General features: G+C 44.5%; 23 protein-coding genes. 21 read left to right on the plus strand and 2 right to left on the minus strand.

What is annotated here, in order from left to right; all coding sequences use genetic code 11:
• Window positions 1-4: 4 nt before the first annotated feature.
• The 5 genes from PG766_RS12550 to PG766_RS12575 all read left to right on the plus strand — a co-directional run bounded on the left by PG766_RS12550 (window position 5) and on the right by PG766_RS12575 (window position 3,811).
• A complete protein-coding gene (locus PG766_RS12550) occupies window positions 5-1,000 on the plus strand; it encodes an ABC transporter ATP-binding protein (RefSeq protein ID WP_117556475.1) in 996 nt (331 codons plus the stop codon).
• Window positions 990-2,462, plus strand: coding sequence for an oligopeptide/dipeptide ABC transporter ATP-binding protein (locus PG766_RS16980; protein WP_118199210.1), 1,473 nt, complete (start codon window positions 990-992; stop codon window positions 2,460-2,462). The genes PG766_RS12550 and PG766_RS16980 overlap by 11 nt, the downstream gene beginning before the upstream one ends.
• Window positions 2,463-2,480: 18 nt before the next feature.
• Window positions 2,481-2,693, plus strand: a complete 213-nt coding sequence (locus tag PG766_RS12565; protein WP_008369357.1) for a hypothetical protein — start codon at window positions 2,481-2,483, stop codon at window positions 2,691-2,693.
• Between the two features lie 31 nt (window positions 2,694-2,724).
• Window positions 2,725-3,402, plus strand: coding sequence for a GntR family transcriptional regulator (locus tag PG766_RS12570; RefSeq protein ID WP_117823778.1), 678 nt, complete (start codon window positions 2,725-2,727; stop codon window positions 3,400-3,402).
• Window positions 3,403-3,568: 166 nt separating this feature from the next.
• A complete protein-coding gene (locus PG766_RS12575; RefSeq protein WP_008369354.1) occupies window positions 3,569-3,811 on the plus strand; it encodes a hypothetical protein in 243 nt (80 codons plus the stop codon).
• A gap of 194 nt (window positions 3,812-4,005) precedes the next feature.
• Here the strand turns inward: PG766_RS12575 and PG766_RS12580 are convergent, their stop codons facing one another.
• On the minus strand, window positions 4,006-4,629 hold the full coding sequence (locus PG766_RS12580) for an HAD family hydrolase (protein ID WP_118199209.1): 624 nt from the start codon (window positions 4,627-4,629) through the stop codon (window positions 4,006-4,008).
• 198 nt (window positions 4,630-4,827) lie between these two features.
• Here PG766_RS12580 and PG766_RS12585 point away from each other — a divergent pair, with 198 nt between their 5' ends.
• The 4 genes from PG766_RS12585 (at window position 4,828) to PG766_RS12600 (ending at window position 8,711) form a co-directional block, all read left to right on the plus strand.
• Window positions 4,828-5,805 carry a LacI family DNA-binding transcriptional regulator gene (locus PG766_RS12585; protein ID WP_173824958.1) on the plus strand — a complete coding sequence of 326 codons (978 nt, stop codon included), beginning with the start codon at window positions 4,828-4,830 and terminating at the stop codon, window positions 5,803-5,805.
• Between the two features lie 112 nt (window positions 5,806-5,917).
• A complete protein-coding gene (gene ilvN / locus PG766_RS12590) occupies window positions 5,918-6,418 on the plus strand; it encodes an acetolactate synthase small subunit (RefSeq protein WP_117556485.1) in 501 nt (166 codons plus the stop codon).
• Between the two features lie 136 nt (window positions 6,419-6,554).
• A complete protein-coding gene (gene ilvC / locus PG766_RS12595; protein ID WP_118199207.1) occupies window positions 6,555-7,574 on the plus strand; it encodes a ketol-acid reductoisomerase in 1,020 nt (339 codons plus the stop codon).
• Window positions 7,575-8,069: 495 nt separating this feature from the next.
• Window positions 8,070-8,711, plus strand: a complete 642-nt coding sequence (locus tag PG766_RS12600) for an orotate phosphoribosyltransferase (RefSeq protein ID WP_008369334.1) — start codon at window positions 8,070-8,072, stop codon at window positions 8,709-8,711.
• Window positions 8,712-8,861: 150 nt separating this feature from the next.
• Here PG766_RS12600 and rpsT read toward each other — a convergent pair whose 3' ends face one another.
• Window positions 8,862-9,125 (minus strand): 30S ribosomal protein S20, encoded by a 264-nt coding sequence (rpsT, locus tag PG766_RS12605; protein WP_008369333.1) that lies wholly within the window; start codon window positions 9,123-9,125, stop codon window positions 8,862-8,864.
• Window positions 9,126-9,318: 193 nt separating this feature from the next.
• Here rpsT and gpr point away from each other — a divergent pair, with 193 nt between their 5' ends.
• From gpr to infB, 12 genes are all read left to right on the plus strand, one after another.
• A complete protein-coding gene (gene gpr / locus PG766_RS12610) occupies window positions 9,319-10,281 on the plus strand; it encodes a GPR endopeptidase (RefSeq protein WP_270590923.1) in 963 nt (320 codons plus the stop codon).
• Window positions 10,282-10,400: 119 nt separating this feature from the next.
• Window positions 10,401-11,579, plus strand: coding sequence for a stage II sporulation protein P (locus tag PG766_RS12615; protein ID WP_118199204.1), 1,179 nt, complete (start codon window positions 10,401-10,403; stop codon window positions 11,577-11,579).
• A 228-nt stretch (window positions 11,580-11,807) separates the two neighbouring features.
• Entirely contained in the window at window positions 11,808-13,727 is a 1,920-nt protein-coding gene (locus PG766_RS12620; RefSeq protein ID WP_118199203.1) for a DNA gyrase/topoisomerase IV subunit B, read from the plus strand.
• 80 nt (window positions 13,728-13,807) lie between these two features.
• Window positions 13,808-16,048, plus strand: coding sequence for a DNA gyrase/topoisomerase IV subunit A (locus PG766_RS12625; protein ID WP_118199202.1), 2,241 nt, complete (start codon window positions 13,808-13,810; stop codon window positions 16,046-16,048).
• Window positions 16,049-16,057: 9 nt separating this feature from the next.
• Window positions 16,058-17,809 carry a molecular chaperone HscC gene (locus tag PG766_RS12630; protein ID WP_118199201.1) on the plus strand — a complete coding sequence of 584 codons (1,752 nt, stop codon included), beginning with the start codon at window positions 16,058-16,060 and terminating at the stop codon, window positions 17,807-17,809.
• Window positions 17,809-18,798: a DnaJ domain-containing protein gene (locus tag PG766_RS12635; protein ID WP_117556495.1), complete on the plus strand. Its 990-nt coding sequence runs from the start codon at window positions 17,809-17,811 to the stop codon at window positions 18,796-18,798. The genes PG766_RS12630 and PG766_RS12635 overlap by 1 nt, the downstream gene beginning before the upstream one ends.
• A gap of 12 nt (window positions 18,799-18,810) precedes the next feature.
• On the plus strand, window positions 18,811-19,371 hold the full coding sequence (locus tag PG766_RS12640; protein WP_117556497.1) for a hypothetical protein: 561 nt from the start codon (window positions 18,811-18,813) through the stop codon (window positions 19,369-19,371).
• 129 nt (window positions 19,372-19,500) lie between these two features.
• Window positions 19,501-19,968 carry a ribosome maturation factor RimP gene (gene rimP, locus PG766_RS12645; protein WP_008369315.1) on the plus strand — a complete coding sequence of 156 codons (468 nt, stop codon included), beginning with the start codon at window positions 19,501-19,503 and terminating at the stop codon, window positions 19,966-19,968.
• A 19-nt stretch (window positions 19,969-19,987) separates the two neighbouring features.
• Window positions 19,988-21,169, plus strand: coding sequence for a transcription termination factor NusA (gene nusA / locus PG766_RS12650; RefSeq protein WP_008369313.1), 1,182 nt, complete (start codon window positions 19,988-19,990; stop codon window positions 21,167-21,169).
• A gap of 38 nt (window positions 21,170-21,207) precedes the next feature.
• Window positions 21,208-21,462, plus strand: coding sequence for an RNase P modulator RnpM (gene rnpM / locus PG766_RS12655; protein ID WP_334294126.1), 255 nt, complete (start codon window positions 21,208-21,210; stop codon window positions 21,460-21,462).
• A 10-nt stretch (window positions 21,463-21,472) separates the two neighbouring features.
• On the plus strand, window positions 21,473-21,763 hold the full coding sequence (locus PG766_RS12660) for a L7Ae/L30e/S12e/Gadd45 family ribosomal protein (protein ID WP_117823784.1): 291 nt from the start codon (window positions 21,473-21,475) through the stop codon (window positions 21,761-21,763).
• Window positions 21,764-21,790: 27 nt separating this feature from the next.
• Entirely contained in the window at window positions 21,791-24,418 is a 2,628-nt protein-coding gene (gene infB, locus PG766_RS12665; protein WP_117823785.1) for a translation initiation factor IF-2, read from the plus strand.
• The last annotated feature ends 7 nt before the right edge of the window (window positions 24,419-24,425 follow it).

Raw genomic sequence — 24,425 nt, forward strand, 5'->3', positions numbered from 1 at the left:
AACGATGGCATATTTATTGGAAGTAGATGATCTACATACATTTTTTAAGACAAAAAAAGGAATTGTAAAAGCGGTCAACGGTGTTTCCTATCGAGTAGAGTCTGGGAAAACATTAGGTATCGTAGGAGAATCCGGAAGTGGAAAGAGTGTATCGGCAATGAGTATCTTAAAACTTTTGGATGGAAACGGATATATCGACAGCGGTACAATTACTTTCAAGGGAAGAAATCTTGCGGAGTGTACAATCAATGATATGTACCAGATTCGTGGAAATGAGATTTCCGTTATTTTCCAGGAACCGATGACAAGTTTGAACCCGGTATATACGATCGAAAAACAGTTAAATGAAGTTTATTTAACCCATCAGAAAATCACAAAAAAAGAAGCAAGTGAGAAATCACTTGAAATGTTAAAAGCTGTTAAGATCCCGAATCCGGAATCTGTTATGAAACAGTTCCCGCATCAGCTGTCAGGTGGAATGCGTCAGAGAGTTATGATCGCCATGGCTCTTGCCTGCGAACCAAGTCTTCTGATCGCTGACGAACCGACTACTGCTTTGGACGTTACCATTCAGGCACAGATCTTAAAGCTGATGAATGAACTGAAAAAGGAAAAAGGGACCTCTATTCTGTTCATTACACATGACCTTGGAGTTATCAACCAGATGGCAGATGAAGTGGCAGTTATGTATTGTGGTCAGGTTGTGGAAATGTGTAAAGCAAGAACTATCTTTGCAAAAGAGACAACCTGTTCACATCCATATACGGAAGGACTTATGACTTCAATTCCACGTCTGGATACACCGGTCGGAGCAAGACTTGAGGCAATTCCGGGAGCAGTACCTCATCCGCTCAATCTTCCGAAGGGATGCAAATTCGCTCCGCGTTGTAAATATGCAACAGAGAAATGTATGAATGAAGAACCAAAATTAGAGTTGGCAGAAGACAATCACTTGATTCGTTGTTTCTACCCGGATAAGGAGGCACGCCATGCCAAATAATGATGAAAAGAAAGTGCTTTTGAAGGTCACGGATCTAAAACAGTGGTTTCCACTTAAGAAAACAAAGTTATTCCAGAAAGAGCAGGAGTATGTAAGAGCCAATGACGGAATTACTTTGAATATTTACGAAGGAGAAACAGTTGGTCTTGTTGGAGAATCCGGATGTGGAAAATCAACATTTGGAAGAACTTTACTTCAGATCTACAAACAGACAGAAGGTAAGACAATGTATTACGGCAGAACTCTTACCGATATGGCACCGCTTTATGTAGACGAAACAATCAAAAATATTTCTTCTGGTAAAAAGAAAATTGCCGAATTAGAAGCGAAGGCAGAATCATTAAAAGCGGAATATGAAAAAATGGAAGATTCTGCGGAAAAATTCCAGAAACAGGCTGAATGTGAAAATATCCAGAAGAAATGTAATATGGAATTCCTGAATCTTGTTCAGATCATTGGTGGATTCTACAGCTTAGATGACACAAAAGAAGCAGAACAGTTACTGCTTGAAAAATTCAAAGTTGCCAGAGTGCTCAGCGGTTTAAATGAAAAAAACCAGATGGAAGGTGTCGATAAGAAAAAAGAAATCGCAGAGAAGAAAGTGGAACTTGAAAAAGCGGAGAAGAAGTTAGAAGAACTCCGCAGTAAATATAAAAACGATGAAGCTTTTACAAAATACGAATCATACCGTGATAATGGAGTAGATCTTGCGAGACTGAAAACACAAGAAATGCGTTTCCTACGTAAAGATATGCAGATGATCTTCCAGGATCCATACTCATCACTGAATCCGCGTATGACAGTTGGACAGATCATCGGAGAAGGTCTTCTTGCACATGGCATTTTTAAGAAAAATGATGAAAAAATGCAGGCATATGTCATGGAAGTCATGGAAAAATGTGGACTTGCACCATATATGATCCATCGTTATCCACATCAGTTCTCCGGTGGACAGAGACAGAGAATCGGTATTGCGCGTGCTCTTGCGTTAAAGCCAAGATTCGTAGTCTGCGATGAGGCGGTTTCCGCACTTGACGTTTCCATTCAGTCGCAGATCGTCAACCTTCTGAAAGATCTCGGAAGCGAAGACAATCTTGCATACTTATTTATCTCACATGGTTTGAGTGTTGTAAAATATATCAGTGACCGAATTGGTGTTATGTACCTTGGAAACATCGTAGAGCTTGCAGAGTCACAGGAAATGTTTGATCACCCTACACATCCATATACAGAAGCGCTGTTATCAGCAATTCCGACGACAGACGTAGATTCTAACAGAGAGATGATCCCGCTTGAAGGAGATATCCCAAGTCCGGTTCATCCGCCGAAAGGATGTAAGTTCCATACAAGATGTAAATACTGTACAGAAATCTGTAAGCATATTACACCGGAACTTGTGGAAATGAGACCGGGACATTTTGTAGCCTGTCATAATCCACTCGGCGTAGAAAAGGATTCATAAAATCAGAAAGGAATTAGCATGAGCTTTTTTGGAGGATACAGCAAACGAGGAAGACAGTTGGAAGAACAGGATAAAAAGTTCCTGGAATTTAAAAAGCAGATGAGTGACCAGAACATTGTTTTTGAAAAGGGAGATTATCTGGCAATGGTTTTGGGGGCATTCTGGGCACTCTGGCCGGCTCTGGCCATTACACTGGCAGTAATTGTGGGGATCAGCCTGTTCTTTTTATAAAAAAACTGCAAAAATCTGAAAGGAAGAATGAATGGATTATACCAGGAAGGCATCAATACAAAGAAAAACTCTTTGGCAGCAAATCGCTGATGTATTAAGAGAAGATATCATTCGGGGGAAGATCAAACCGGGGGAACGAATTGTAGAAGAAGATATTGCGGAGAAGTTTCATGTAAGCCGGGGACCGGTCAGAGAAGCCCTGCGTCATATCGGGGAGGAAGGATTTGTTGTTTATGAGTCTCATAAAGGCAGTACAGTAAAGACGATTTCCTATGAAGAAATGCAGGAAAAATATCTTGTCCGCTCTACCCTGGAAGTTCTGGCAATCAGGATCATTGCCGGAAAACTTCCGGAAGAAATCGAACGGGAAATGGATGAGTGTCTGGACCAGATGGAAGAAGCTGCGAAAGAAAAAGATGTGTACCACATTATGTGTTATGATGAACAGTTTCATTCATGCATTGTTCGAGCAGCAAAGTGCGAAACCTTATATAAAATATGGGCAATGCTCCGGGAAAGCAATTTGTGCGGATATTATACAATGGGTGTTGAATCCATCATCCCCTTTGATGTACTTCGCTACAATCATGAGATCCTTTTAAAAGGAATAAAAGAATTGCCTGTTGAAAAGACAGCAAAATTGATTGAGGAGCATTATATGATCGTTCCGGAAGTTCTGCATGAAAAACAGTGTAAGAAATCCGAATAGAACGAAGGATAATGTGATTTCAGTTGTTTTAGATCAGGTGGCTAAAAAGACCACCTGACAGCGGCGTTCTACTTCAAAGCTTCGTCACAAAACAGACTGTGTAAATACTTGCAATTACAAGAAAAAACGAATACAATATAGAAAAAGAGGCAGGTATCAAGCGGAAATGAGACAGATGGAATTTAAAATGGAGCGTCCGGGACTGGTTGAACCCGGACAGATTGTTGATGTGACAGAGGGCGTTGTAGCTGCGTATTTTTATTATACGATTGAGCCGGCTGTGGCAATGAGCGCCAATTATCGTTCATGGCAGAGACTTAAGTCAGGACAGGGAAAGGTGATTGACGTAAAGCAGACACCGCAGGGATATTATGTGGTGTGTGAATTTGATGAAGAGGATGTGGAATAAAGAAAAGGAAAAATCCACTGGAAAGAATTCAATATAAAAAGATCAGAGAATGATAAAAAATGTGATTATCAGACTCTGATCTTTTTATATTGTCATGTGTATGGAAGGAAACTACCGGTGGCAGACTCTGCAGATGCTGAATGATGGAAAAAACTGCTATATAATCCTGAACCAGGAACATAAACAGAGAAAATCTACAGTCCAAGAAGAGCAGGAAGTTCCCTGATTGCGCCAATCTGTCTTGGTGGATCTGGAATATCACCAAATCCATACGAAGCATAAATAAAAGGAACGTCTGCTTTCTGGCAGGCATCAAAATCACCTGAAGTATCTCCGACATAAACCACATCCTGCAGATGATTGCGCTCCATCAGAAGACGGATGGATTCATTTTTTGGAACCTGTGTCTGACCAAAGCATAAAAAATCTTTGATATATTTTCTGAGTCCCATCGTTTTTAGAAAAACTTCGATATATCCACACTGGCAGTTGCTGACGATATAAAGATCGATTTTCTGAGAAAGGCTTTCCAGTGTCCGTGCAACATCCGGGTAAAGAACACCATGATCGGTTTCAAGCAGCCGGTTTTCATAGTCAAAGCAAAGATAGCCGATCCGGTCACGTTCTTCTTTTGGGCAGGAAGGAAAGAGTGCAAGCGTGATCTCATCCATAGTTTTTCCGAAAAGTGACTTAAGCCCATCAGCTGTAAGTGAGAGGGAAAAATCCGTATTCTCATCTATCGCCTGATTCCAGGATCTGGCAACTGCTTCGGTTGAGTCCCAGAGTGTGCCGTCTACGTCAAATATAATACCATCCATAATTCAATCTCCTGTATCTGAAAAAAATATTTAACAGGTTAAGGATAGCACAAGGCGAGTATCCGGGCAATGATCTGGAAAATATTTTATCGAAAAGTTACAGGTGCTGTCGAAAAAATGCGAATTAGTAAGATAGAAGAAAAGAAGTGTAAGATAGTAGAAACAGAGAAAACAAAAGAAATAAGTGGGGGAAAAGAAATGGCTGAGGGGAAAATCAGGATCAAAGATATTGCAAAAATAGCCGGAGTGAGTGCAACAACTGTATCGAATGTGATCCATGGAAGAACGGAAAAAGTATCAAGAAAGACGAGAAAAAGGATAGAGGAGATCCTGGATGAACAGGAATATGCCCCAAGCATGGGAGCACGTATCCTTTCTGGAAAATCTTCCGGGATGATTGCTGTAGTTGTTGGAAAAAGGCAGGAATGGGAGCAGGAGAGTGAAAAATTAGAAGAAATACTGCGTGAGATTGAGAAGAGTCTGGATGAGAGAGAATACTATATGCTGCTGCATTTTGTAAAAACAGCAGAAGAATTTGTACGATATGCGGCGGTATGGAAACTGGATGGGGTTATCTGTATCTGGCTCAATGAAGAGGAGTGTACAAGAATCCGGCAGATGTGTGCAGTTCCGGTGGCTGCGATATACAGAACAGACCGGATTTACGGAAAAGCCGGTGAGGAAGTCGCAAGGTTTCTGTTTAAAAGAGAGGAACGGAGAATCTGGTTTCTGGATGGAACGGAAGAGTACGGAAAAGCGGTATGGCAGGGAATGCAGAAAATATTTTCAAAAAAAGGTTGCTGTCTTGAAGAAGAACAATATCTGGAAATTCCAAAAGACAGGGATCTGCGTAGAATGTTCTATAAAATCCGGCTGGCAGGGCTTGCTTTATCCGCAGATATGCTCGTATTTGCATCTGCCGTACAGGGAGCAGAAGCTGTCGGTTATCTGCATGATCTGGAAATCAAGGTGCCGGAGGAAATTGAAGTGATGGCAGTCGGAAAAGAAGAAACAGCACTCATTTGCCGCCCGCAGCTGACAACAGTCGAATTTGACAAAAAACGATTTGTCCGGCAGGCAATTGAAGAATTATATGTTCAGATGATAAAAGGATATATTTTGACAAAATCCGGAAAAATCAGTGTGAAAACGATAATTAGAGGTTCCTGTAATTGATAAAATCGAATTAAAGTGATAAAATTTTAGAAAGCTACTTGACAAAGGTGGTGTCAATTGCTACAATAAAAAAACAGAACGCACTCTGTTTTGTAAAGTAAAGGAGTATGTTATGAGAAAACAAGCTTATTCAATTTTGGTTTATAACAATCCGGGACTATTAAGCCGTATGGCAGGATTGTTCAGCAGACGGGGGTACAATATTGAAAGTATTACCGCAGGTACAACTGCAGATCCGAGATTTACAAGGATCACGATCGTAGCAAGTGGAGATGAACAGATTCTTTCACAGATCGAGAAGCAGGTTCGCAAGATGGAAGATGTGATTGAGGTGAAGCCGTTAAACGACAGCAATTCAGTATGCAGAGAACTGGTTATGATCAAGGTTCGTGCAAATGCATCTGAAAGAGCAGACCTTATTTCACTGGCAGATATTTTCCGTGCGAAGATCGTTGATGTTGAAAAAGACTGTCTGATGATTGAACTGACGGGAACCGAATCAAAGCTGAAAGCGTTTATGGAGCTTCTGGAAGGATATGAGATCCTGGAACTGGCAAGAACCGGTATTACCGGACTGAAGCGCGGAAGCGATGATGTGATCATGTTTGATTAAAGCAGAGAGACGTTTTGAAAAGAGCGACGAGCCCGAAAGCAGCACCTTCAGGGATGCAGCAGTAGTTACATAAGAAAGCTAGGGGCATGGAGCCTTTAACTCTATAGAATCAATAAGTCATAGGAGGAAATTAAAAATGGCAGCAAGAATTTTTTATCAGGAAGACTGTAATTTATCAGTATTAGAAGGACAGACAATCGCTATCATCGGATATGGTAGCCAGGGACATGCACATGCACTGAACCTGAAAGATTCAGGATGCAATGTCATTATCGGTCTCTACGAAGGAAGCAAATCATGGGCAAAAGCAGAAGCTCAGGGATTTGAAGTATATACAGCAGCAGAAGCTGCAAAGAAAGCTGATATCATTATGGTCCTTATCAACGATGAACTTCAGGCTGATATGTATAAGAAAGACATCGAACCAAACCTTGAGGAAGGTAATATGCTGATGTTCGCACACGGATTCAACATCCACTTCGGATGCATCACACCTCCGGCATATGTAGATGTAACAATGATTGCTCCAAAAGCACCGGGACATACAGTAAGAAGCGAATATCAGGCAGGAAAAGGAACACCATGTCTGATCGCAGTAGAACAGGATTACACAGGAAAAGCCTGGGACAGAGCACTTGCTTACGGTCTTGCAATCGGTGGAGCAAGAGCAGGACTTCTTGAAACAACATACAGAGTAGAGACAGAAACAGACCTCTTCGGAGAACAGGCTGTACTTTGCGGTGGTGTATGTGCCCTTATGCAGACAGGTTTCGAAACACTTTGCGAAGCAGGATACGATCCAAGAAACGCATACTTCGAATGCATCCATGAAATGAAACTTATCGTAGACCTGATCTACCAGAGCGGATTCGCCGGAATGAGATACTCAATCTCCAACACAGCAGAATACGGTGATTACATCACAGGACCAAAGATCATTACAGAAGATACAAAGAAAGCAATGAAGAAGATCCTTTCAGACATCCAGGACGGAACATTCGCAAAAGAATTCCTTCTCGACATGTCACCGGCAGGACGTCAGGTACACTTCAAAGCAATGAGAAAGAAAGCCGCAGAACATCCATCAGAAGTAGTAGGAGAAGAAATCAGAAAACTCTACAGCTGGAATGGTGAAGACAAACTGATCAATAACTAAGCGATAGGCAACAAGCCGGTCAGCTAAGCGGAAATAGAAGGAGTCCCGGAAAAACATGCTCGCATGCTTTTCCGGGACTCCTTCTATTTCTGATTAGTTAGTTGGCGCCGCCAACGGTCGAACAAGCTCTGCTTGTGAGACTCTGACCGGCTTGTATGTAAATCATTCGACCCACAAACTCACAAACACACCCAGCGGAATCGCGCTATGCGCCAATTCCGCGTCCCCTCAAAACAAAAGTCCCGTCCTTCCACAAACACATCCCAGCCAAACCGCGCTATGCGCCAGTTTGGCGTCCCCCCAAAACAAAAGTCCCGTCCTTCCACAAACACATCCAGCCAAACCGCGCTATGCGCCAGTTTGGCGTCCCCTCTAAACACCCATCCCATCCCTCCACCATACTCCCCCCACAATATACATATTGCACAACCTACCCCTCTGTGCTATACTAAAACCAGTCAAAACCACCAAAACAACTTAAAGGAGGAACTAGAAATGGATGAAAGACTGGAAGACCTTCGCTCCGCTAAAAACCCAAAGGCGCGAATTAAAATTTTAAAAGGACACTTTGCAACAAGTCATTCCCACATCAACACCTACATCGACATGTCAACGGTCAAATCCCGTCACAACAACGCCCGTGAAACTGCAAAAGTTCTTGCAGCAGCTTACCTTTCTAACACAACGGTAGATACCATCGTTTGCATGGAAGAGACAGAAGTGATCGGAACCTTCCTTGCCGAGCAGCTTGCCGATGAGAACCAGTACTCACTCAGCAAAGGAAACAACATTTCCATTATTACCCCGGAGATGTATCAGGACGGACAGATCCTGTTCCGTGACAACAAACAGAGAATGGTTGAGAACAAACAGGTTCTGATCCTTGCAGCGTCCATCACAACCGGTAAATCTGTCAAACAAGCAATCGAGTCTGTTCTCTACTACGGTGGAAGAGTCTGCGGAATCAGCGCAATTTTCAGTTCAGTCAACAAGATTGCAGGAATGGAAGTCAATACGATCTTCACAAGCAGTGATCTTCCACATTACAGAGCATATTCTCCGGAAGATTGCCCGAAGTGCAGAGAAGGACAGCGGATCGAAGCTATCGTGAACAGCTACGGTTATTCTAAATTATAAGAGAAAATCAGAAGACAAAAAAAGTCTGTACCGAATACAAACAGCATTTCAGTACAGACTCTTTTTTGAAAGATTTATGAAAACAAAAAAAGACAGCCACTGACGGGATGGCTGCCTTTTTATCATTCATTATTTATCTCGAAACCGGAATTAAGCAATTTCGTTAACAGCTTTTGTTAAACGAGAGATCTTTCTTGCGCAAGTATTTTTGTGGTAAACACCCTTGCTTCCTGCTTTGTTGATTACAGAGATTGCTTCTTTTAATGCAACCTTTGCAGCTTCAACGTCTTTCTTTTCAACAGCAGTTTCAACTTTCTTTACATAAGTTTTCACTTTAGATTTGATTGCTTTATTTCTAGCTGTCTTTGTCTCAGTTACTAAAATTCTCTTTTTTGCGGATTTAATATTAGCCATTTCCGACACCTCCAAATTATCATTTCATAAATTATATAATCATAATATTGAATTCGACGAAAAGTGACACGGAACATCCGTCGAACACACTTATTTATTTTAGGCGAAGAAAGATTGCTTGTCAATACATAATTCCAATTTTTTGCGAAAAACTAAGTGAATAAGACAGAAAATACAGAAATGGGAGAGGACTATGGTTGAAAAGTATAATATCAGGACGGATCTGGCGCTGGAAGAGAAGGAACGGTTTGAATCTGACCATGTTGAGGTTCAGGGTGTGATCTTGACGGAAGAGTATGATGAGGAAAATGAGATCCGCATCACGACCGTGAGGATTGAGACCGAAAACGGAGCAAAAGTGATGGGGAAACCGGTTGGCAGCTATATCACGATCGAGGCACCGGAAATGGCAGTTCCCGATGAAGGATATCATGAGGAGATTTCACAGCAGCTCCGGAAATTCATTGGAGAACTGCTCCCTAAAAGAAAGATGGAAAAGATCCTGGTGGTCGGTCTTGGCAACCGCCAGGTGACACCGGATGCACTTGGTCCTTATGTGGTAGACAACCTGCATATCACAAGGCATATCATTGAGGAGTACGGAAAGTATGCAACAGGGGAAGATGAGGTCTGGTCGGTCAGCGCGATCGTGCCGGGGGTTATGGGGCAGACCGGAATGGAGACTGTGGAGGTGATCCGGGGGGTGGTGGCAGAGACAAAACCGGATATCCTTCTGGTGATCGATGCGTTGGCAGCGAGAAATTCAAAAAGGCTGAACCGGACGATCCAGATTGCGGATACGGGAATCAATCCGGGATCCGGGGTGGGAAATCACCGAAATGCAATCACGGAAAAGACAGTCGGGATCCCGGTGATTGCAATCGGTGTGCCGACTGTAGTGGATGCGGCAACCATTGTAGGCGATACGATGGATAATCTGCTCAGTGCAGTGGAAGTATCTGAATCTTTAAAAGGCATGGCAAGTGTGATCAAAGGATACAGTCCGGTAGAAAAATATGAGCTGATCAAAGAACTGATCGCGCCACATTTAAATGGAATGTTTGTAACACCAAAAGATATTGATGAGACCGTCAGGCGAATCAGTTATACGATTTCGGAGGCACTGAATATGCTTTTTGCAGCTTCAGCGACATAATCAGGCAGTGAGCTGCATATATTATGTCAATATGACACAAAAGGTCCGGGGCAGGATCCAGTCTGGAAAGATATGGTTTTGCTACAGCGATCTTCAGAAACTGGCAGGGAGGCGCGCAGATGAAAAAAGAACAGAGAATTTGTGTGCTTCTTGCCATTATGATTTTGGGAATCTGGGGACTGGAAGCAAAAAGCAGCGGTTCACTGATCCCGAAGTCCTGGAAGATCAGGATGATCCAGAGTGTTCAGGAGAATGCGGAGCGACTTTATATGCCGGGAGTTACATATACGGAAAAAAAACAAGGAGAAATCCGGGTGACGGAGGCTGTTGTCCACATGGCATCTGCTCTGATTCCTCTTGGCAATTATGTGACTGAACGGGAGGCGGCAGAGCTTCTGACAGAAGATGAGGCTACCTATGCGATTCTTGCAAAAAAGCAGGCAGAAGAAGAGAATTCGGTGGATGAAAATGGACAGCTTATCGGGAAAGACAAAAGTGAAGAGACAAGGCAGGCGTCCGTACCGACGATGGATCTTTCAATGGAGCGGCTAAATGATTTTGAATATCTTGTGAGCAATTTTTATACGGTGGACAGCGTGACTTATATCAATCCTTCGGAATTGAACGCTTCGGAGCTGCTTGGAAAGGATTTGAGGATCGATCTGAGTACGGGCGGTTCGAAAATCCTGATCTATCACACCCATTCCCAGGAGACATTCGTAGATTCGGACAATGATCCGTCCACCTCAATTGTAGGGATCGGGCGTTATCTGACGGAGATTTTAAATAACAAATACAAGATTCCGACCATGCATCATGAGGGTGTATATGATCTGATCAATGGGAAACTGGACCGGAGCGAGGCCTATGAATTTGCCAAACCTGAGGTGGAACAGATCCTTGCGGAAAATCCGAGTATCGAAGTGGTGGTCGATCTGCATAGAGACGGCGTGGCGGATACTACGCATCTGGTGACAGAGATAAATGGGAAACCGACGGCACAGATCATGTTTTTTAACGGACTGAGCCGGACGCGGGTAAACGGAGACCTTGTCGGAATGGCCAATCCATATTTGCAGGATAATCTTGCATTTTCCCTGCAGATGAAGATTGCGGCAGAAACAAAATATCCGGGATTTGCAAGGAGAAACTATCTTCGCGGCTATAAATACAATATGGATCTGATGCCGCGGATGCTTCTTATTGAGGCGGGCGCGCAGACCAACACGGTAGAGGAAATGCAAAATGCCATGGAGGTGCTGGCAGACCTTTTAAATAGTGTGCTGACCGGACGATAGAGGGAGTATTCTTATGACAGAATGGAAACTACAGAAGTTTAATGATATAAAATATGTTATAATGGTAGGGAGGGTCAATTTGGCTTGACAAGAGGATTGAAATTGAGATAGAATTTTTCTTATTGAATTGAAGAAACAGATCAGGGAATCCGGGAAATTGTAAGGAGGCTGCTGCCGCAGGATTTTACCTGGATATTTTAGGATAGATCATAAGAGGAGAGAAAGAAAATGGCAAAAAAGACTACATATGACGCGGAGAGTATTACCATTCTGGAAGGACTTGAAGCCGTCCGGAAAAGACCGGGAATGTATATTGGAAGCGTCAGTACCAAGGGGCTTAACCACCTGGTGTACGAAATTGTAGATAATGCGGTAGATGAGCATCTGGCAGGATTTTGTTCACAGATCGAGGTGACACTGGAAAAGGATGGTTCTGCAACGGTAACAGATAATGGACGAGGTGTGCCGGTAGGCATGCATGCAAAAGGAGTATCGGCAGCCAGAATCGTATATACTACCCTTCATGCGGGAGGCAAGTTCGATGATTCGGCATACAAGACAAGTGGCGGTCTGCATGGAGTAGGTTCTTCGGTTGTTAATGCACTGTCTACTTATATGGATGTAAAGATCAGCCGTGACGGTGCGATCCACCACGACCGTTATGAGAGAGGAATTCCGGTGGTAGAACTGGAGGATGGGCTTCTTCCGGTGATCGGAAAGACCAAAAAGACCGGAACCTGTGTCAATTTTCTTCCGGATCCGACGATTTTTGAGAAGACGAGATTTAAAGAAGAAGAGATCAAGAGCCGACTGCATGAGACAGCCTACCTGAATCCGGAACTGACGATTATATTTACAGACAAAAGAAAGATACAGGAAGAGAGGATTGAGTATCATGAACCGGATGGGATCATTGGATTTATCAAGGATCTGAATTCCAAAAAAGAAGTGATCCACGATCCGGTTTACTATAAAGGAGAGGCAGAAGGTATCGAAGTGGAAGTTGCATTCCAGTATGTGAATGAATTTCATGAAAATGTACTAGGCTTCTGCAACAATATTTATAATGCGGAAGGGGGAACCCATCTGACCGGGTTCAAGACGACATTTACGACGATCATGAACCAGTATGCCCGTGAAATCGGTGTGTTAAAGGATAAGGATGCCAACTTTACCGGTGCGGATGTGCGGAACGGAATGACGGCGATCGTATCGATCAAGCACCCGGATCCGAGATTTGAGGGACAGACCAAAACAAAGCTGGACAACCAGGATGCGGCAAAAGCAACCGGAAAGGTGACCAGTGATGAGATCCCGCGTTTCTTTGACCGGAATCTGGAGACACTGAAAAAGGTTCTTTCCTGTGCAGAAAAAGCAGCAAAGATCCGTAAGACCGAGGAAAAGGCAAAGACGAATCTTCTGACCAGGCAGAAATATTCTTTTGACAGTAACGGTAAGCTTGCCAACTGTGAGAGCAGGGATGCATCCAAATGTGAAATCTTCATCGTTGAGGGAGATTCTGCGGGAGGAAGCGCAAAGACTGCCCGTGACAGAATGTATCAGGCAATCCTGCCGATCCGTGGAAAAATCCTGAACGTGGAAAAAGCAAGCATCGATAAGGTTCTGGCAAATGCCGAGATCAAGACCATGATCAATGCATTCGGATGTGGATTTTCAGAGGGATATGGTAATGACTTTGATATCACAAAGCTGCGGTATGACAAGATTATCATCATGGCGGATGCGGACGTGGATGGAGCGCATATTTCCACACTGTTGCTGACCTTATTCTACCGGTTTATGCCGGAACTGATATACGAAGGTCATGTCTACGTGGCAATGCCGCCGCTTTATAAGGCAATGCCGAAAAAGGGAGAAGAAGAGTACCTTTACGATGATAAGGCACTGGAGAGATATAGAAAGACACATTCCGACTTTACCCTGCAGCGATACAAAGGTCTGGGTGAAATGGATGCAGAGCAGCTCTGGGAGACAACCCTCAACCCGGAAACTCGAATGATGAAACGGATCGAGATCGAGGATGCACGTATGGCATCCGGTGTAACAGAGATGCTGATGGGAACAGAAGTTCCGCCGCGCCGCGCATTTATTTATGAAAATGCGACAGAGGCAGAACTGGATATTTAAAAACAGATCGGAAAGGCATGGATTTTCAAAAGGGGAAAGTCTGTGCATCAGAAAACATAAACTAGAAGAGGTAAGAGAAAATGGAAGAGTCACAGATCATCCGGACGGAATATTCGGAGCTGATGAAAAAATCATATATTGACTATGCCATGAGTGTTATCATTTCCAGAGCCCTCCCGGATGTCAGGGATGGTTTGAAACCGGTACAGAGAAGAACACTCTATGACATGTATGAGCTGGGAATCCGTTATGACAGACCATATCGTAAATGTGCGCGTATTGTCGGGGATACCATGGGTAAATATCATCCACATGGAGACAGCTCGATCTATGAAGCGCTGGTTGTTATGGCACAGGAATTCAAAAAAGGAATGATCCTGGTAGATGGTCATGGAAACTTCGGCTCCATTGAAGGAGACGGGGCTGCAGCCATGCGTTATACTGAAGCAAGACTGGCGAAAATCACACAGGAGGCATATCTTGCCGATCTGGACAAAGATATCATTGATTTCGTACCGAATTTTGATGAGACAGAAAAAGAGCCGGCAGTTCTTCCGGTAAGAATTCCGAACCTTCTGCTGAACGGTGCGGAAGGAATCGCAGTTGGTATGGCAACCAGTATTCCGACACATAACCTGGGCGAAATTGTGGATGCGGTTAAGGCATACATGAAGAACAATGACATCACGACAAAACAGCTGATGAAGTACATCAAAGGACCGGATTTCCCGACAGGCGGGATTGTCGTCAATAAAGATGATCTGGCAGAAATTTATGAGACTGGAACCGGAAAGATCAAGATTCGTGGAAAAGTAGATGTGGAAGAGATAAAAGGCGGACGGAAGAAGATCGTCATTTCCGAAATCCCGTACACCATGATCGGAGCCGGAATCGGTAAATTTCTGAACGATGTCTGCAATCTGGTGGAGACAAAGAAGACCAGTGACATCGTAGACATTTCCAATCAGTCTTCCAAGGAAGGAATCCGTATTGTAATTGAAGTGAAGCGTGATGCAAATGTGGACAATCTGATCAACATGCTTTATAAAAAGACCAGACTGGAGGATACCTTTGGTGTCAATATGCTTGCGGTAGCCGATGGCAGACCGGAAGTACTGGGACTCAAACGTATCATCGAACATCATGTAGATTTCCAGTTTGAACTTGCAACCAGAAAATACAAGACGCTGCTGAAAAAAGAGCAGGATAAAAAAGAAATCCAGGAGGGTCTGATCAAGGCGTGTGACGTGATCGACCTGATCATTGAGATCCTGCGTGGAAGCTCGTCCATCAGGGATGCAAAAGAATGTCTGACAACAGGTGCGACAGAGAAGATCAAGTTTAAGTCGAAAAGATCTGAGAAGATGGCATCCATGCTCCGGTTTACCGACCGGCAGGCACAGGCAATTCTGGAGATGCGTCTGTACAAGCTGATCGGTCTGGAAATCGAGGCGCTGATGAAGGAGCATGAGACAACGCTTGCAAATATTGCAAAATATGAGGATATTCTGAATAATTATGATTCTATGGCGCAGGTGATCATTGATGATCTGGATGCGCTGAAAAAAGAATATGCCGTGAAGCGTAAAACGAAGATCGAGAATGCAGAAGAAGCTGTGTTTGAGGAAAATAAAGTACAGGAGCAGGAGGTTGTCCTTCTGATGGACCGCTTTGGTTATGCAAAGACGGTGGATGGATCTGTCTATGAACGTAACCGGGAAGCGGCAGATAAGGAGAATAAGTATATTCTGCGCTGTATGAATACCGGCAAGTTGTGTCTTTTTACAGCGGATGGCAAGATGCATCAGATCAAAGTGATGGATCTCCCTTATGGAAAATTCAGGGACAAAGGATTTCCAATCGACAATGTAAGTAATTTTGACAGTACAAAAGAAGAAATCGTATATCTATGTGATGACAGAGAACTCTTTTTTTCAAAATTTCTGTTTGTCACGAAGCAGGGAATGATCAAAAAGGTGGCAGGAAGTGAATTCCAGGTAACTAAGCGGACAATCGCGGCAACGAAACTGCAGGATGAAGATGCACTGGTAAGTATCCGGCCGATCCGGGATGTGCAGGATGTAGTTCTGATGACGGAGAATGGATTTGTGCTCCGTTTCCCGGCGGAAGAAGTTTCGGAGAAGAAAAAGGGTGCAGTTGGTGTGCGCGGTATGAAATTACAGAAAAATGACAGCGTGGAAGAGGTATATCTGTTTGAAGAAGGAACGGAGAGCAAGGTGATCTTCCATGAAAAAGAAGTGACACTGAACCGTTTGAAACGGGCGAAAAGAGATGGAACAGGAACACGAATGAGAAAGTAGGTCGGTCATATGGCAACGGTAGGAATTGATCTTGGAACAACAAACAGTCTGGTAAGCGTATGGCAGGATGATAAATGCACGTTGATTCCAAATAATCTGGGAGAATATTTAACACCGTCGGTAGTAGGAATTGATGAGGACGGTGAGATGCTGGTAGGGAGAACGGCGAAAGAGCGGCTGATCTCCCATCCGGAAAGTACAGTGGCAAGCTTCAAGCGTTTTATGGGGACGGAGAAGACATTTATGCTTGGAAACAGGCAATTTACAGCGGCAGATCTGTCATCCATGGTCCTGCGGCAGCTGAAAGAAGATGCGGAAAAATACCTGGGTGAGCCGGTTGAAGAGGCAGTCATCAGTGTTCCGGCGTATTTTAATGATTTTCAGAGAAATGCGACGAAGATGGCAGGAGAGCTTGCCGGACTTACTGTGGAGCGTCTGGTCAATGAGCCGTCGGCGGCAGCACTTGCCTATCGCTTTGGAAAGACTAAGGAGGATCAGACCTTTCTGGTGTTTGACTTTGGCGGAGGAACTCTGGATATCTCGATCGTGGATGCATTTGACAGTGTGATCGAGATTGTGGCAGTTGCCGGGGACAATCATCTCGGCGGAGATGACGTGAACCGTGCAATTGCAGAGAAATTCCTGAGTGTCAACCAGATCGATGAGGGCAGGATCACCAATGAAGAGAGAGCCAGCCTGATCCGTGAGAGTGAAAAGCTGAAACGGACGCTGACAAGTGAGCCGGAGGGCGAGATGGAGGTTGTGATCGGCGGACAGGTTTACCAGATGAAGCTGGATGCGAAAGGACTCCTTGAAGTGTCCTCAAAGCTGCTTGAAGGAATCGGAATTCCGCTCAAGCGGGCGATGGATGACAGCGGTTATGGCTGGGAGGATATTGACGAGATCATTATGATCGGTGGATCCGGTAAGATGAAGATCGTGCAGAATTATCTGCAGTTTTTGAGTGGTAAAAGACCGCGGTGTGAGATCGATCCGGATGTTGCGGTTGCGGTCGGCGTCGGAATGTATGCCGGAATCAAGGAGCGGCAGCAGGCAGTGCGGGATGTACTTCTTACAGACATCTGTCCGTTTACACTTGGAACCGAGATCATTCACGGAGATACCAAGGGACCGGCGATCATGTCTCCGATCATTGAGCGGAATTCGGTGCTTCCGATCAGCCGGGTGGAGCGATACTGGACGGTACATCAGTTCCAGGAATACTGTGATATCACGATTTTACAGGGCGAGCACCGCTATGCAGACCAGAATCTGGAGCTCGGGCGGATCCGTGTGCCGGTGCCGCTGGCAAGAAGAGAGGATCAGAGGGAAGCGGTGGATGTCCGATTTACCTATGACATTAACGGAATTCTGGAAGTGGATGTGACCGTGGTGAGCACCAAGGAGCATTTCAGTAAGGTGATCGTCAACAAAAATATCCATCTGACACCAGAGCAGATTGAGGAAAGAAGAAAAGAGCTGCAGAAGATTAAGATCCATCCGAGAGAGCAGGAAAAGAACCGGCTTCTGCTGGAAAGAGGCGACCGTCTTTACGAAGAAAACACCGGAGAAATCCGAAAATATCTGGACAAGATCCTGGCAGATTTTTCAGTTGCATTAAATGCACAGGATCTGCGGACGATCGAGAAGGCGTATATAAGGACAAGTGAGCTTCTGGATATTGTGGAGAATACACCGAAGAGATCGGTGCCGGTCAAGATAGAAGCTTATCTGTATGATGAGTGGAGGAGGCAGCAGTGATGAACTGTTTTACGGTACTTGGGATTGAACCAACAACGGAAAAGAAAAAGATAAAGAGAGCATATGCGGCAATGTCCAGGGAATTCCACCCGGAAGAACATCCGGAGGAATTCCAGAGGATCCACGATGCCTATGAAGAGGCGCTTGCGTGGGCGGAGCGCAATGCGGGAAGAGGGGAAGAGCCACAGATGCCGGAAGAGCCGCGGAGAATGGAGATGGGAGCAGCGGAGCAGGAAAAAGCAGCGGAATCTGAAACATGGAATTATGCAGAGCCGGAGAAAAATCCGGAAGAGGCTTACATGGAAAATCCTCAGAAAGAAGATGCACAGTCAGAAGAATCTTCTGCGCAGTATGAAGAACTTCCTGTGCATTCTGACGAAGATTCTGAGGAAAGTTTCCGGGAAGAAGAGGCAGGAGAGCCACCTGTACAGTTAGAGGAAGATTCCCAGACATGGGACAGTGACTGGACCCGTCAGTTCCAGAATATGGCGGATGCTTCTGAGCGACAAGGCGCGGATGACCGTGAGGTCCGGAAAATCATGGAGCAGTGCATCAGTCTGTATTTGAATGAAAAGGAACGGAATAAGCTGTATCACTGGAAGGATATTCTGGAGGAACCGGCGTATAGAGAATATTTCCGAACAAAAACCTTTGTGGAATCCTGGTATCATTTTCTGGACACCCACCGGATGTTTGATGCGGCGATCTGGCAGTATTTTCAGTGGATTGATGGAAAATTATTTTCAGCTCTTGAAGCAGATGTGATGCCGTTTGCCTATCCGACACAAGAAGAAATCGAAAGAATGCCGCGGCAGGAGACACCGGAACAGACGCAGGAGAGGCGAACACCGGAGCCTGGTCCGGCACTTCCAAAGGTGAAAAAGGAGAAATCCAAAGCGGTGAAGGTACTCTTATATCTTGCGGCGCTTGCGGGAACCGGGATCGGCGGAATGATCCTTGGAATTATAGCAGGTACGATATTAGGGTAAGGAGGACGGAAGATGAAAAAGAAAAAATCCGGAAAAAGAATTTTTGCAATCGTTCTTCTTGTTGTGATTGGAATTGGTGGTTTTTACTTTGGATATGATATCGGAAGAATGGATCACGATGAGGAGAGGATTCGGGCAGAGCTGAAAAAGACGACTGCTGATTCAGAAATATCCATCCGCCCGGTTGCAAAGGGTGGTACTGGAAAAACGGAGATCGAAATCCTGACAGAATGTCTGGAGGATGCGAAGGACAGCCTGGAGAATCTGGAAAAATATAATGAACAGCTGCAGGCACTCGATGGAAAGACACCGGATACAGAAACCGTTGTTTTGATACAGGATCTGGATGATAAGAATGAAAAAGCATATGAAGTACTGAAAGATCTTACGGAAAACCCGGCGGGATACATTGCAGAAAAAGCAGCGGCGCGTGGCGAAGGTGATGAAGTCTGGGCAGATGACTGGGCAGCAGATATCCAGGTTGTAAAATGGCTGAAAGAGAACGACGGAAAGCGTCTTTACAAAGAGAATCAGGCATATATTTTAAAAATCCTTGCATTTCAGGAAAAGTAGTGCTATACTGTATGCAGTTACATAAGAAATCTGGCAGAAGAGTGGACGAAAGTTCACTCTTCTTTTTGCCAGTCATACAACCAAAATCGGACAGATTTTTGGAGCCTGATTAAGAAAGGAAGTTGCAGATTGTCAAAAAAAGAAGTATATGAACAGAAAACAGAAGAGATTCTGAACCCAATCGTGGAAAAGCATGGATTTGATCTCTGGGATGTAGAATATGTAAAAGAGGGCGGAAACTGGTACCTGCGTGCTTATATTGATAAGCCGGGAGGAATTATGGTCGATGACTGTGAGGTTGTAAGCCGGGAACTTTCAGACATTCTGGATGAGAAGGATTTTATCGATGAAGCGTATATTCTGGAAGTGAGTTCGCCGGGACTTGGCAGACCGCTGAAGAAAGAAAAAGACTTTGCAAGAAGCCTGGGAGAAGAAGTAGAGGTTCGTACTTACCGGGCAATCGACAGACAGAAAGAGTTTATTGGAATCTTAAAAGATTATGATAAAGATACAGTTACCATTGAATATGAAGACGGCGAGACGATGACATTTGATAAAGCAGACATCGCACTGATCCGTCTGGCGTTCGATTTCTAGTGACAGGAGGAAGAAGGAAATGAATACCGAATTATTAGAAGCACTTACAATTCTTGAAGAGGAAAAAGATATCAGCAGAGATACTCTGATGGATGCCATTGAGAATTCACTGATCAATGCATGTAAGAATCATTTCGGAAAAGCAGACAATATCAAAGTAATTATGGATAAGGAGACATGCGATTACACTCTGATCCAGGAGAAAACCGTTGTAGAAGAAGTAGAGGACAAAGTAGAACAGATCAGTCTTGCAGATGCGAAGATGATCGATCCTTCTTATGAGATCGGTGACATCGTACAGATCCCGGTTGAGTCCAAATCTTTCGGACGTATCGCAACACAGAATGCAAAGAACCTGATTCTTCAGAAGATCCGCGAAGAAGAAAGAAAAGTTGTATATGATCAGTACTTTGAAAAAGAAAAAGATATCGTGACAGGTGTGGTTCAGAGATATATTGGCAAGAATGTCAGTGTAAACCTTGGAAAAGCAGATGCGATCCTTACTGAGAATGAGCAGGTAAAAGGTGAGAAATTCGAGCCGACAGAGCGTATCAAACTTTACGTTGTAGAGGTGAAGAACACGACAAAAGGACCAAAGATCCTTGTATCAAGAACACATCCGGAACTGGTTAAGCGTCTTTTTGAGGCGGAAGTAACCGAGGTGCGTGATGGTATTGTAGAGATCAAGAGCATTGCAAGAGAAGCAGGTTCCCGTACCAAGATCGCAGTATGGTCTAACGACCCGGATGTAGATCCGGTTGGAGCATGCGTTGGTATGAACGGTGCCAGAGTCGGAGCCGTTGTAAATGAACTCCGCGGTGAAAAGATTGATATCATCAACTGGAGTGATAACCCGGCAATCCTGATCGAGAATGCACTCAGCCCGGCGAAGGTTATTTCTGTAATGGCTGATCCGGATGAGAGAACAGCAAGTGTAATTGTACCGGATTACCAGCTTTCACTTGCAATCGGTAAAGAAGGTCAGAATGCACGTCTTGCAGCAAGACTGACCGGATATAAGATCGATATCAAGAACGAAACACAGGCGATCGAGTCTGGCGAACTTCCGGCAGATTATATGAATATGGCTGAGAATTATGAAGATGATTATCAGGAGGAAGAGTATTCAGACGAAGAATATTCTGCTGATGAAGAATCAGAGGAAGAAGTAGCAGATGATCTTGATCTGTATGAAGAATAGACAGAGGTGATTATTTGAGTACGACCAAAAAGATCCCGATGCGTAAATGCGTGGGATGTCAGGAAATGAAGAATAAAAAAGAAATGCTGCGTGTTCTGAAAACAGCAGAAGGCGAATTCATTCTGGACGCAACCGGACGTAAGAACGGGCGCGGGGCATATCTGTGCTTTTCCGGAAAATGTTTGCAGGAAGCAATAAAGAATAAAGGACTGGAACGTTCTTTCAAACAGGCGATACCAAAAGAGATATACGAAAATCTGGAAAAGGAGCTGGAGCAGCTTGAACATAAATAGAGCATTATCGATGATCAGTCTGGCGACCAAAGCCGGCAAGACAAAGAGCGGGGAATTCATGACAGAAAAAGAAGTCAAGGAAGGACGCGCGCATCTGGTGATTGTGGCAGACGACGCATCGGACAATACAAAAAAGAAATTTCAGAACATGTGTGATTTTTATAAAGTGCCAATATACTTTTTTGAAGATAAAGATACCCTGGGCCATGCGATGGGAAAAGAGTTCCGCGCTTCGCTTGCAGTAACAGATGCAGGGTTTGCAAAAGGAATCAGAAAACATCTGGATATGGAAGAAGAATAATAGGAACTGTATACAGGAGGTAGATTTATGGCAAAATTAAGAGTATATGAACTGGCAGAACAGATGAATAAGACAAACAAAGAAATACTCTCTATATTAAAAGATAAAGGAATTGAGGTGGCAAGTCATATGAGTACACTTTCAGATGAACAGATTGATGCAGTAAAAAGTGAAAAATCTTCTGAAGATACCCCGAAGAAGAAAAATATCGTTCAGGTTTTCAGACCGCAGAACTCACAGGGCGGCGGAAGAGGCCGCAATGGTCAGGGACGCCCGCAGGGCAGTCGAAACGGACAGCGCCCGCAAGGCAATGGAAATGGACAGGGACGCTCACAGGGCAATGGAAACAGACAGGAACGTCCACAGAATGGTAACAGCCAGGGACGCCCTCAGGGAAATGGTCAGGGACGTCCGCAGAACGGAAACAGACAGGAACGCCCGCAGGGTAATGGAAATGGCCAGGGACGTCCGCAGAACGGAAACAGACAGGATCGTCCGCAGGGAGAAAACCGTGATAACAGACAGCGCAGAAATCCAAACGGACCAAGAAACGGTCAGGATCAGAGACAGGGACGCCCGGGTGATGGAAGAAGAGATGGCGGATTCCAGAACCGCGGAGACAGAAGAGATAATCGAGATAACCGTGATAACAGAGACGGAAGAGAGATGCGTGATGGCGGACGCCGTGACGACAGAAGAAAATCTAGCCCGTCTATTCCGGCACCTGCAATCGCAGAACAGAAACCAAGCCGCAACAAACCAAAAGATGCGCACAAGAAGAAAGAATATAACAGAAATGAAGAGAACGAAGACAGACTGCAGAAAGGCAAAAAGGGCAAAAACAATAACGCTCAGCCGAAAATGGTAAAACCACAGCCGAAGAAAGAGGTTGTGGAGGAGCAGATCAAGCAAATCACAATTCCGGAAGTACTTACAATCCAGGAACTTGCAGATGCAATGAAGATCCAGCCATCCGTAATCGTTAAGAAACTCTTCATGCAGGGCAAGATTGTAACAGTCAACCAGGAAATTGATTACGAGACAGCTGAAGAAATCGCTCTGGAATTCGATGTGCTTTGTGAAAAAGAAGAAGTAGTCGATGTGATCGAAGAACTTCTGAAAGAAGACGAAGAAGACGAAAAGAAAATGAAGAAACGTCCGCCGGTAGTCTGCGTTATGGGACACGTTGACCACGGTAAAACCTCTCTTCTTGACAAGATCCGTGATACTCATGTCATCGCAGGAGAAGCAGGTGGAATCACACAGCATATCGGTGCTTCAGTTGTGGAAATCAACGGTGAGAAAATCACCTTCCTCGATACACCGGGACATGAAGCATTTACCGCAATGCGTATGCGTGGTGCAAATTCTACCGATATTGCAATCCTGGTTGTTGCAGCAGATGACGGTGTCATGCCGCAGACTGTAGAAGCGATCAACCATGCAAAGGCAGCAGGGATCGAGATCGTAGTTGCGATCAACAAGATTGACAAGCCAAGTGCCAATATCGACCGTGTAAAACAGGAACTGACCGAATATGAACTGATTCCGGAAGACTGGGGCGGAAGCACTATCTGTGTACCGGTATCTGCTCATACAGGAGAAGGAATCAAAGAGCTTCTGGAAATGGTTCTTCTTACCGCAGAAGTGATGGAACTGAAAGCAAATCCGAACCGCCGAGCAAGAGGTCTTGTAATTGAGGCTGAGCTTGACAAAGGAAAAGGACCGGTTGCAACCGTTCTTGTACAGAAGGGTACACTCCGTGTCGGAGATCCGATCGCAGCAGGTTCTGCATATGGTAAAGTACGTGCCATGATGGATGACCAGGGACGCCGTGTAAAAGAAGCAGGTCCTTCTATGCCGGTTGAGATCCTCGGTCTTAATGATGTGCCGAATGCAGGTGAAGTATTTGTTGGCTGCAAGAATGATAAAGATGCAAGAAGCTTTGCAGAGACATTCATCAGTCAGAACAAGATCAAGAAACTGGAAGAAACCAAGTCCAAGATGTCTCTGGATGATTTGTTCAACCAGATCCAGGAAGGCAACTTAAAAGAACTTGGAATCGTTGTAAAAGCAGACGTACAGGGATCTGTAGAAGCGATCAAGCAGAGCCTTGTCAAACTTTCCAATGAAGAAGTCGTTGTTAAGATCATCCATGGTGGTGTTGGTGCGATCAATGAATCTGACGTTACGCTTGCAGCAGCATCCAATGCGATCATTATCGGATTCAATGTACGTCCGGACGCAACTGCAAAGGAAACGGCAGAACGTGAAGGTGTTGATGTGAGACTGTACCGTGTCATCTACAATGCGATCGAAGACGTTGAAGCAGCCATGAAGGGTATGCTTGAGCCTGTATTTGAAGAAAAGGTACTTGGCCATGCCGAAGTACGTCAGACATTCAAGGCTTCCGGAGTCGGAACAATTGCAGGATCTTATGTCCTTGACGGTACATTTGAACGTGACTGCCAGGCAAGAATCGTTCGTGACGGCGTTGTGATCTATGATGGAAAGCTTGCTTCATTAAAGCGTTTCAAAGATGATGTGAAGGAAGTTAAAGCCGGATATGAATGTGGTTTCGTATTTGAACGTTTCAACGATGTCAAAGAAGGAGACCAGGTAGAAGCATTCAAGATGGTGGAAGTTCCTAGATAAAGAAGGG

Source organism: Coprococcus sp. LG101-27, from assembly GCF_027695515.1.
GTDB lineage: Bacteria > Bacillota > Clostridia > Lachnospirales > Lachnospiraceae > Allocoprococcus > Allocoprococcus comes.

What these genes read in the sequence shown, in the direction of transcription:
- PG766_RS12550 (WP_117556475.1), top strand. Translation starts at nt 5, where the DNA reads ATGGCATATTTATTGGAAGTAGATGATCTACATACATTTTTTAAGACA.
- PG766_RS16980 (WP_118199210.1), top strand. Translation starts at nt 990, where the DNA reads ATGCCAAATAATGATGAAAAGAAAGTGCTTTTGAAGGTCACGGATCTA.
- PG766_RS12565 (WP_008369357.1), top strand. Translation starts at nt 2,481, where the DNA reads ATGAGCTTTTTTGGAGGATACAGCAAACGAGGAAGACAGTTGGAAGAA.
- PG766_RS12570 (WP_117823778.1), top strand. Translation starts at nt 2,725, where the DNA reads ATGGATTATACCAGGAAGGCATCAATACAAAGAAAAACTCTTTGGCAG.
- PG766_RS12575 (WP_008369354.1), top strand. Translation starts at nt 3,569, where the DNA reads ATGAGACAGATGGAATTTAAAATGGAGCGTCCGGGACTGGTTGAACCC.
- PG766_RS12580 (WP_118199209.1), bottom strand. Translation starts at nt 4,629, where the DNA reads ATGGATGGTATTATATTTGACGTAGACGGCACACTCTGGGACTCAACC.
- PG766_RS12585 (WP_173824958.1), top strand. Translation starts at nt 4,828, where the DNA reads ATGGCTGAGGGGAAAATCAGGATCAAAGATATTGCAAAAATAGCCGGA.
- ilvN (WP_117556485.1), top strand. Translation starts at nt 5,918, where the DNA reads ATGAGAAAACAAGCTTATTCAATTTTGGTTTATAACAATCCGGGACTA.
- ilvC (WP_118199207.1), top strand. Translation starts at nt 6,555, where the DNA reads ATGGCAGCAAGAATTTTTTATCAGGAAGACTGTAATTTATCAGTATTA.
- PG766_RS12600 (WP_008369334.1), top strand. Translation starts at nt 8,070, where the DNA reads ATGGATGAAAGACTGGAAGACCTTCGCTCCGCTAAAAACCCAAAGGCG.
- rpsT (WP_008369333.1), bottom strand. Translation starts at nt 9,125, where the DNA reads ATGGCTAATATTAAATCCGCAAAAAAGAGAATTTTAGTAACTGAGACA.
- gpr (WP_270590923.1), top strand. Translation starts at nt 9,319, where the DNA reads ATGGTTGAAAAGTATAATATCAGGACGGATCTGGCGCTGGAAGAGAAG.
- PG766_RS12615 (WP_118199204.1), top strand. Translation starts at nt 10,401, where the DNA reads ATGAAAAAAGAACAGAGAATTTGTGTGCTTCTTGCCATTATGATTTTG.
- PG766_RS12620 (WP_118199203.1), top strand. Translation starts at nt 11,808, where the DNA reads ATGGCAAAAAAGACTACATATGACGCGGAGAGTATTACCATTCTGGAA.
- PG766_RS12625 (WP_118199202.1), top strand. Translation starts at nt 13,808, where the DNA reads ATGGAAGAGTCACAGATCATCCGGACGGAATATTCGGAGCTGATGAAA.
- PG766_RS12630 (WP_118199201.1), top strand. Translation starts at nt 16,058, where the DNA reads ATGGCAACGGTAGGAATTGATCTTGGAACAACAAACAGTCTGGTAAGC.
- PG766_RS12635 (WP_117556495.1), top strand. Translation starts at nt 17,809, where the DNA reads ATGAACTGTTTTACGGTACTTGGGATTGAACCAACAACGGAAAAGAAA.
- PG766_RS12640 (WP_117556497.1), top strand. Translation starts at nt 18,811, where the DNA reads ATGAAAAAGAAAAAATCCGGAAAAAGAATTTTTGCAATCGTTCTTCTT.
- nusA (WP_008369313.1), top strand. Translation starts at nt 19,988, where the DNA reads ATGAATACCGAATTATTAGAAGCACTTACAATTCTTGAAGAGGAAAAA.
- rnpM (WP_334294126.1), top strand. Translation starts at nt 21,208, where the DNA reads ATGCGTAAATGCGTGGGATGTCAGGAAATGAAGAATAAAAAAGAAATG.
- PG766_RS12660 (WP_117823784.1), top strand. Translation starts at nt 21,473, where the DNA reads ATGATCAGTCTGGCGACCAAAGCCGGCAAGACAAAGAGCGGGGAATTC.
- infB (WP_117823785.1), top strand. Translation starts at nt 21,791, where the DNA reads ATGGCAAAATTAAGAGTATATGAACTGGCAGAACAGATGAATAAGACA.